This window comes from Kitasatospora sp. NPDC048545, from assembly GCF_040651155.1.
Classification (GTDB): Bacteria; Actinomycetota; Actinomycetes; order Streptomycetales; family Streptomycetaceae; genus Kitasatospora.
The window spans coordinates 180,316-188,039 of record NZ_JBEZIQ010000014.1; the positions used below are offsets into that span (position 1 = coordinate 180,316).

Consider the following 7,724-nt stretch of genomic DNA (forward strand, 5'->3'; position numbering starts at 1 on the left):
CACGCGGCCGCCCAGTCCGGCCCGCGAGAGGTCGACCGTCGCCCACCCACCCCACCCGGGCGCCCGGTTCGGCCCGTGCGGGGCGGTGGAGCGCACCCCGGCCCACCGGCGACCCTTCCCCCGCCCGGCCGACGACGACGCCCGCCCGACCGGACGCCCACCGCAGGCCCCGCCCCGGGGCGGGGCTCCCCGCCACCCGGGACCTCGGCCGGACCGGCATCCCGCACCGAGGCCGCCCGGCCCGGGCGGCCCGCCCCCACACCCCCGCAAAGCACACCTGCGGCCCGCGGCGAATGGCCCGGTGAATCCCCGGATTTCCACCACGCATCCGGCAGGCAGTTGGTGGCGGAACCAGTGCCGCACATCCGGAACACGAGGAGTAGCGGCGCAGGTACGGTCGAGATATCCGGCGCGGTCCGGGCCGGCGCTATGGGGTTCCATTTCCTTTTTGGAGTTCCTGCCCCGATTGTCGTCGAGGCCACGGGTCAGCCGCTGAGCGATGGGGCGGATCCGTTCAACGGTCGGTGGGGGCGGGCTGCGCCGAAGCCCGCAGGAGCAGGTCGCGCAGAGCCGTGGCGGCGTCCGACGGCTCGGCGGGGGTGAGGACGACCTGGTCGACGGTGGTCGACGGGCCGGTGAGGGGGATGACGCGCAGGCCGGGTGGCTGATGGTCGACCGCGGACTCGACGGTGATGCCGATGCCGGTCCCTGCGGCAACGTGGGCGGCGATGGCGTGCACACTGTCGGCGGTCCTGATGATGCGCAGGTCCGCCCCGCCGATCCGGAAGGCCGAGAGCAGGCGGTCGCAGAGACCGCTGTTGATCTGGTGGGGCCAGGTGAGCAGATCGGTGGTCGAGAGCTCGACGGCGTTCAACTCGCACTGCCCGGCGAGGGGATGAGCGGCGGGGACGAGTGCCACGAACCGCTCCGTGGAGAGCACCCGCGCGCGGACACCGGTGATGTCACCGGTCGCCCAGCCGACGCCCAGTCCGATCGTCCCGGCCCGCAGGGCGGTGAGCTGCGCGGTGGTGGGCATCGGCTCCGGCACGATCGTCACGTCGGGGAAGCCGTCGCGCAGTTGCGGCAGGCAACGCAGCAGCAGCTGGTGCCCGGTGTACTCGGCGTGGCCGACGACGAGGGTGGTGCCGGTCTCGTCACCGGCGGCCAGGGCGCGTCCGCGCTGCTGGAAACGGCGCAGCTGGGCGAGGGCGGCGTGGGCGTCGGGCAGGAGCGCCTCGCCGAGGCCGGTCAGCGAGACACGGCGGCTGGTGCGGTGGAACAGCCGTCCGCCCAGGGTGTTCTCCAGCCGCCGGACGGCTTCGCTGACGGTGGGTTGTCCCCGGTGCAGGCGTGCGGCGGCGCGGCCGAAGTGGAGTTCCTCGGCGACGGCGACGAATGCTTCGAGTTCGATCCTGTCCACGGGAGCAGGCTATGGGCTGCTGCCCCGTGGCCCGCGCGGGCCCGGGGTCCGTCCGTCGTCACACCGCTTCCGGGTCGGTGCCGACCGCGCCGGCCGAGCGGAGGGAGCGCCCGAGGTCTCCGGTGAGGATGCGGGGGTGTCGCCGCCACCACCACAGGTCCGGGCCCGGCAACCGGTGGAATCCTTCGAGTGCCTGGCCGTCGTCGTCGACGGTGGCGGCCCGGTACCGGTCGTCCAGCGCCCTGATCCGCGGGGTCCAGATCCGGACGACGTGCTCGTCCAGCGGGAGCCACGCCTCGTGCAGCCAGTTCCTGCAGTAGAGGTCGTTGGTGTACTCGTCGATGTCGTCGTCGTAGCCGTGCTCGACGGAGGTCACCAGGGTGTCCCACGCGCCCACCATGTCGGCGACCGTGAACACCGTCCGCCAGCCGCGCCGGTGCAGCAGCTCCCCCACCTCGGTCTCCGTAGCCATTGTCGTGAGGCTTTCACATCGCGACCGGCCCGGCCACCGGCCCGGAGGATCCCGCACGTGTGCCGCCGCAGGGGCGCGGACCGCGATCGATCGGTGCGGCCGATCGCTGCGGTCCGGAGTTCGGCGTTGATGGTGCGGGGCGCGCGGGCTGAGATGGGTGGGCAGCCGCAAGCCGGGGACCGGGCTCGGGCGATCCAGGGCCTTCCCCACCACCAGAGAGCAGTGAACAGTCATGGCAGTCAAGGACGTTGACCGTACGCAGGACGCGCCGGCGGTCACGGTCACAGTGGTCTACCACTCGGTGCACGGACACACCCGGGTCCTCGCCGAACACCTCGCCGACGGGGCGCGGCTGGTGCCGGGCGCCGACGTGCACCTCGTCGAGGTCCGGCCCGAGGACGTCGTCGCGGGCCGGTGGCACGACGCCGGGGCGATGGCGCTGCTGGAGCGCTCCGATGCGATCGTCTTCGGCTGCCCGACACTGATGGGCAGCGTGTCGGCGGTGTTCAAGGCGTTCATGGAGGCGGCGTTCACGCCGTTCGTCACGCAGGGGTGGAAGGACAAGCTGGCCGGCGGGTTCACCATGTCCGCCTCGCAGAGCGGCGACAAGCAGTCGGTCCTGGAGCAGTTGGCGGTGTTCGCCGCGCAGCTGGGCATGCAGTGGGTCGGCGTGGGCGACCTCCCGGGCAACAACTGGAGCGGCGGCTCCCGCGACGACGTGAACCGGCTCGGCTCCTGGCTGGGCCTGATGAGCCAGAGCCACGCCGACCGGGGACCGGAACAGGCCGGATCGCGCGGCGACCTGATCACCGCGCAGCGGTACGGCGAGCGGATCGCCCGGCTGACCCAGCGGTGGGTCAACGCCGTGCCGTACGAGACGCCGCGGATGACCGAGCACGAGGCCCGCGACCTGTCGGCGTCCCTCAGGGCCGGCCGGGACCGCGGCGAGACCGACGACGCACCGGCGGCACTGCCCGTCGGCTGACCGCGCGGGCCGGTCCGCGCGCACGGGCCGGACAGCGCGCACGGTCCGGGCAGGACCTAGTGTGTGATCCCGAACGAAGGGGGTCCCATGTCGAAGCACACCACCGAGGCCGGAACGGAAGCGGAGCCGACGGAGATGCCGGGGATCACCTTCCGCGCGTGGCAGGGCACCCACTACGTGACGCTGGCCGAACTGCTGGTCCGCCTCGGCAGTTTCGGCCTGGGGCTGCGGTGGCGCGTCGAGTGCGAGGAGACGTGGGACCTCACCGCCGAGCTGGAGCGCCGTTCCGCGGACGACGGGATGGACACCCTGACGCTGCTCTCCCTGGTGGCCCCCGGCGTGCAGCTGATCGACGCCGAGGCCCGCGGGTTCAGCCGGGACGACGCGACCGGCGGGGACCGGCCGACGGTGATCCTGACCGAGGTGGACAGCTCCCTCTGGGACGTCAGGGCCGCCGACGAGCACGTGCTCGGCGAACTCCGGCGCCACTACCCGGGCGCCACCACGCTCTGAGCGGGCACTCCGTCCCGCACGGAGCCGCACGCGGGGAGCCCCGGGGCACCGGTGGCGGCCGGAGGACCGCCGACAGACCGCCGGACGCCCTTCCGGCGCGCCGGATCGCGGAAGGGTGTGCCCGGGGTCTGTCGGCCGTCACCCGTCCCCGGCACAATCACCGGTATGACGGTCACCACGGGCGCTCCGCCAACGCACCGGGCTCCGGCCGCCCGCGTCCTCGCCTTCGCCGGCGGGTTCCTGACGGGTGGTGTGATCGGGGTGTCGCTCGCCGCCTTCACCGTCGGCTGCATCCTGGAGCACGTGCCGCTGGTCGTCACGGGAGTGGCCCTGCCCGTGGCCTACGGCCTGCTCGTCCTCGCCGCCGGCGCGCCGCGACGCGCCCGGGAGGCCGCCGTCGCGCCCCACACGGCGCTCGCGGTGATCGAGGCCATGGAGGCCCGCACGAGCGAGTACAGCGACGTGCCGGTGCGGTTCGACCTGACCGTGACGCCGGACGACGCCCCGGCGTACCGGGTGGAGATCACTCAGGACATCAACCTGGTCGACCTCCCCGACTACCGGCCACGCGGCGTCCTGGTGGTCCAGTACCCGCCGGACCGGCCGTGGCGGGTGACGATCGTCAAGCGGCCGACACCCGTGTGGGAGGAACGGGCGGCCGGGGCGCGCATCGACTCGGCTCCCGGGCCGGCCGTGCCGGGCGAGCCCGGGGACGGCCGGGCCGTCGGGTTCGTCACGCTCCTCGCCCTGCTGCTCGGCGCCGCCGCCGTGGTCCTGCTCTTCCGCGCCGACCTGTTCGACCGGGACGACTCGACGCAGCCGCCCGCCGCGGAGCCGTCCGTCTCCTCCACGGTGTCCACCTCCCTCGTGATCCCGGGCTCCGGCACGGTCACCCTCGGTCCTGGCCGGTCGATGCTCGACTCGGGGGAACTGCGCGGGGCCGTCGACTCGCTCCTCGACGGCAAGAACGCGCCGCAGGCGCTCACCCTCGTCGTGCAGGACCGCCTGCTGTCGGTCGTGTTCGCCCCCACCAGCACCGGAGCCCCGCAGTTCGACCCGCGCTCCCTGCCCTTCGAGCGCGTCCCCGCCCTGGTCGAGGAGGCCCGCACGACGCTCGGCATCGGCGCCGCGCAGACCTGGCAGCTCGCCGCCGACCGCCTCACCGGCGCCCTCACCCTCAGGGTCTCCGTGACCGGCACCGGGGGTGCGGCCTTGCTGGAGGCGGACGCGGAGGGGACCGTGGTGCGGCGCAGCCCGGCGCACTGATCCCGCGGCCCGGCGGGGCACACCCGGGCTGCGCGGCCCGCCGGTGGGCGCGGAGCTGGCGTTCCGGCGCGCGGGGCTCGGCGTTCCGCTGCGCGCGGGGCTCGGCGACCGGTCCACCGGCATCAGGACCCTTGGTTTCGAGGTGACGTGAGAACAGGAGGAAAGGCGCATGGACTGGCACGGGTTCGTGGCGTTGTGGTGTGCCGTGCTCGGCGCGGTGGCGCTGGTCGGCTACGGGCGGTCGCTGACCGGGATGACCAAGGCCCAGCGGGCGGTCCGGGTCAGGGGGCGGATCGAGCGGGTGCGCGAGCCCCGGCACGGCGGCTCCCACCGCGGCGGGATATCGGTGGTCGTCTCCTACCGGGACCCGTCCACCGGGCAGGACGTCACCGTGACCAACGACGGCGACCGCGGCGAGAGGATCACCGCCGCGTGGACGGACCGGGAGATCGAGGTCAGCTACCCGCCCCGCAGGCCGCACGCCTTCCGGTTCAGCACCGACCTCGGACCGGTCGGCCGCGGGCTCGGCCGGCCGAACTCCGCGCTCTTCTTCGGCTACCTCGGCCTGGTGGTCATCGCCGCGATCGACTGGGGCTGGCCGTGGGCCCTGGTGGGCGTCTGCGGGCCGTGGGCCGTCACCATCGCCTGCCATCTCCCCGGGAACGTACGGGACGTGCACCGCCGGCGCGAGACGACGGACTCCATGGTCGCCGTTCCGGGCCGCGTCATCGCCGTCCTCAAGGACGTCAGCAGCGACGCGGAGGGCGGAACCACGACCACCATCACGCCGGTCGTGGCCTTCACCACCCGCGAGGGCACGGCCGTCACCGCCCACTGCACCGAGGGGCTCCCGAACCCCGCCGGCTCGCACGGCCGGGAACTCACCGTCCACTACTCGCCGGCCGACCCGGCCGACTTCACCCCGGACCTCGAAGCCCGACGCCGCTCCCAGCGGACGGATGTCACGGTCAACGTCGTCGGCCTCGTCGTCATCGCGGCAGCGGCCGTCGTGGGGGCGGTACTGCTCTGACGCGCCGCGCACGGCTCCGCCCCCGCGCCCCTGCCTCGGAAGCGCCCGCCCTTCTCCCCTACGTGGCGCCCGCATGACCCTCCATCAGGATTCTCCTGACCCGGGACCGCTCGGCGCACTACGCTGCAGACGTGTCTTGCTACGCACCGTAGCCGTCGGGGCCGGCCGCCGCCCGGGGAACCGCGGGCGGCACCGGGACCGGCCACCCGCCCCGCGAACGGCGGGCCGCCGCCCGGGGCGGCTCGCGCCGGCGTCAGCCGTCGGCGGCGGTGCCGCCCGCCGAACCGTCACCGGCCCGCTCCGCGGCATAGCGGGCGGCGGCTTCAGCCAGCTTGCGGGTGTGCCGCTCCGACCGGCTGCCGGGGTGGTCGGTGGCGGCACGCCGGGCACCGTCGAGGTCGCCGCCCAGCAGCTCGCTGGTGACCACCAGGATGTTGTCCGGGCTCAAGTGGCTCTGGGCGATGCGCCCTTGGACCTCGTCCATGCCCTCGCCCGCCAGGACGTCCGCAAGCTCCTCGGTCAGCGGGGCCAGCCACCGGGCGCGCAGCGCGTACTCGCCGTGATCGGCGAAGGTCGGGTTGAGCGCGGCGAGCAGTTGTGCCGGGTACTCCTCCACGGGCGCGGCGAACTGCGGGTAGTCCTTGGCGAATTCGTCCCAGTCGACGTAGAGCCCGCTGATCTGCTGCGGGAGGAGGGGCCAGCGCGACCAGCTCTCCTCGGACCGGGTGAAGACCTCCCGCAGCAGGTCGTAGGGCACCTCGGCGGTGCGCGAGAGCAGGATCGCGTCGTAGAGGTCCTTGCCCTGCGGGTGGTTGTCGGAGGCCAGCCAGAGGACCTTCCACGCAAGGGAGAGCTGCGGCGTGGCGCCGAGCAGTGGGCCGGCGACGCCGGGGAGCCGGTAGGACTCCGGCGGAACGGGCAGGTGCTCGGTGAAGACGAAGTCCAGCTGAACCGTCCCACCCGGAACGCCCGGTGCGGACCACGGCAGGACGAGCCGGCGCCCGGGAATCCGGCTGTACGTCCAGATCTCGTCGCTGACCGCCTGGTCGGCGTGCAGCCGCACCGTGCCCGAGAGGCGTTCGGCACCGGCGGCGAGCTCCTCGAACATGCGGTCCGTGCGCTCGTCCTCCAACTGCCACTCCACCGGACGGACCACGAAGTCCAGGTCCCCCGGCTCCCGTGCCTCGTCCCCGTACCAGGCCCGCAGCAGGATGCTTCCGCGCAGCACCAGGTGGTCGGCCCACGGCGAGCCGGCGACGGCGGACAGCACGGTGTTCAGCGCCTCGCGCCGCGCGACGAGCCAGCGGTCGGCGACCTGTGGGTCCGCGAAGGCCGGTTCGCTGGGCCGGAGGGCGCAACCGTACCCGGCGAGCGCGGGGTCGAAGACCGGCTGCTGGGTCACCGCCTCGTCGTCGATCGGCCGGATGCTCCTGGGCAGGTCCTGCCCCTCGCGGACGTCCTCCGACGGCGGCTGCCCGGGCAGCACGACGTCCTGCCACGGCCCGTACTCCAGCTCCTCCCACGCCACGGGCGTCCGGTGCCGGGGCCGGGCGTGGGGCTCGGGCTGGTCCTGGGCCTCCGGCCGGACCTGATCGTCGGTCATCTCGGGTCTCCCTCTCCGTACGGACCGGCACGGTGCCGCCCGTGCTCGGTTATCCACCCCGCGTCCAGGGCCTCGTCGCTGTCCACGACGACGAACTCGCGCTCCACCGACACCACGTCGCGGCCGTCGGCGGCGAGGTCGTGCAGCAGCGCGTCCAGCCGGTCTCCCGCGGTGGCCAGGCCGACCAGGCGGCAGCGCTGGGTCACGAACCACTCGCGCCGGCCGTCCTCGCGCACCCGGCGCGGGTTGCGCGACAGGTGCGCGTCGTGCCGCTCCACGAGTGCGGCCAGACCGTCGCGACGGGCACGGTCGGCCGCCGGATCCGGATCCGGATCCGGGGCCGGGGCCGGGGCCGGGGCCGGGGCCGGGGCCGGGGCCGGGGCCGGGGCCGGGGCCGGGGCCGGGGCAGATCGGGAGGGCGGCGGGTAGGGAAAG

Annotated in this window: 7 protein-coding genes and 1 pseudogene; 4 read left to right on the top strand and 4 right to left on the bottom strand. The window is 74.3% G+C overall.

Annotation, left to right across the window (positions count from 1 at the left end):
- Positions 1–514 precede the first annotated feature (514 nt).
- Both AB0D10_RS16460 and AB0D10_RS16465 read right to left on the bottom strand, forming a co-directional pair.
- Positions 515–1,420 (bottom strand): LysR family transcriptional regulator, encoded by a 906-nt coding sequence (locus tag AB0D10_RS16460; protein WP_360256383.1) that lies wholly within the window; start codon positions 1,418–1,420, stop codon positions 515–517.
- A gap of 58 nt (positions 1,421–1,478) precedes the next feature.
- A complete protein-coding gene (locus AB0D10_RS16465; RefSeq protein WP_360256385.1) occupies positions 1,479–1,892 on the bottom strand; it encodes a hypothetical protein in 414 nt (137 codons plus the stop codon).
- Between the two features lie 232 nt (positions 1,893–2,124).
- On the opposite strand from AB0D10_RS16465, the gene AB0D10_RS16470 reads away from it, so the two are divergent.
- The 4 genes from AB0D10_RS16470 (at position 2,125) to AB0D10_RS16485 (ending at position 5,686) form a co-directional block, all read left to right on the top strand.
- Positions 2,125–2,877, top strand: coding sequence for a flavodoxin family protein (locus AB0D10_RS16470; RefSeq protein ID WP_360256387.1), 753 nt, complete (start codon positions 2,125–2,127; stop codon positions 2,875–2,877).
- Positions 2,878–2,964: 87 nt separating this feature from the next.
- Entirely contained in the window at positions 2,965–3,390 is a 426-nt protein-coding gene (locus AB0D10_RS16475; protein WP_360256390.1) for a hypothetical protein, read from the top strand.
- 165 nt (positions 3,391–3,555) lie between these two features.
- Complete coding sequence (locus AB0D10_RS16480; protein WP_360256392.1) at positions 3,556–4,656, top strand: hypothetical protein; 1,101 nt, start codon at positions 3,556–3,558, stop codon at positions 4,654–4,656.
- 169 nt (positions 4,657–4,825) lie between these two features.
- Positions 4,826–5,686, top strand: a complete 861-nt coding sequence (locus AB0D10_RS16485) for a DUF3592 domain-containing protein (RefSeq protein ID WP_360256394.1) — start codon at positions 4,826–4,828, stop codon at positions 5,684–5,686.
- A gap of 253 nt (positions 5,687–5,939) precedes the next feature.
- On the opposite strand, the gene AB0D10_RS16490 is transcribed toward AB0D10_RS16485, so the two are convergent.
- Positions 5,940–7,289 carry a nucleotidyl transferase AbiEii/AbiGii toxin family protein gene (locus AB0D10_RS16490; protein WP_360256396.1) on the bottom strand — a complete coding sequence of 450 codons (1,350 nt, stop codon included), beginning with the start codon at positions 7,287–7,289 and terminating at the stop codon, positions 5,940–5,942.
- Positions 7,286–7,724: pseudogene (locus AB0D10_RS16495) on the bottom strand (hypothetical protein); the annotation flags it as partial. The pseudogene AB0D10_RS16495 and the gene AB0D10_RS16490, both read right to left, overlap by 4 nt.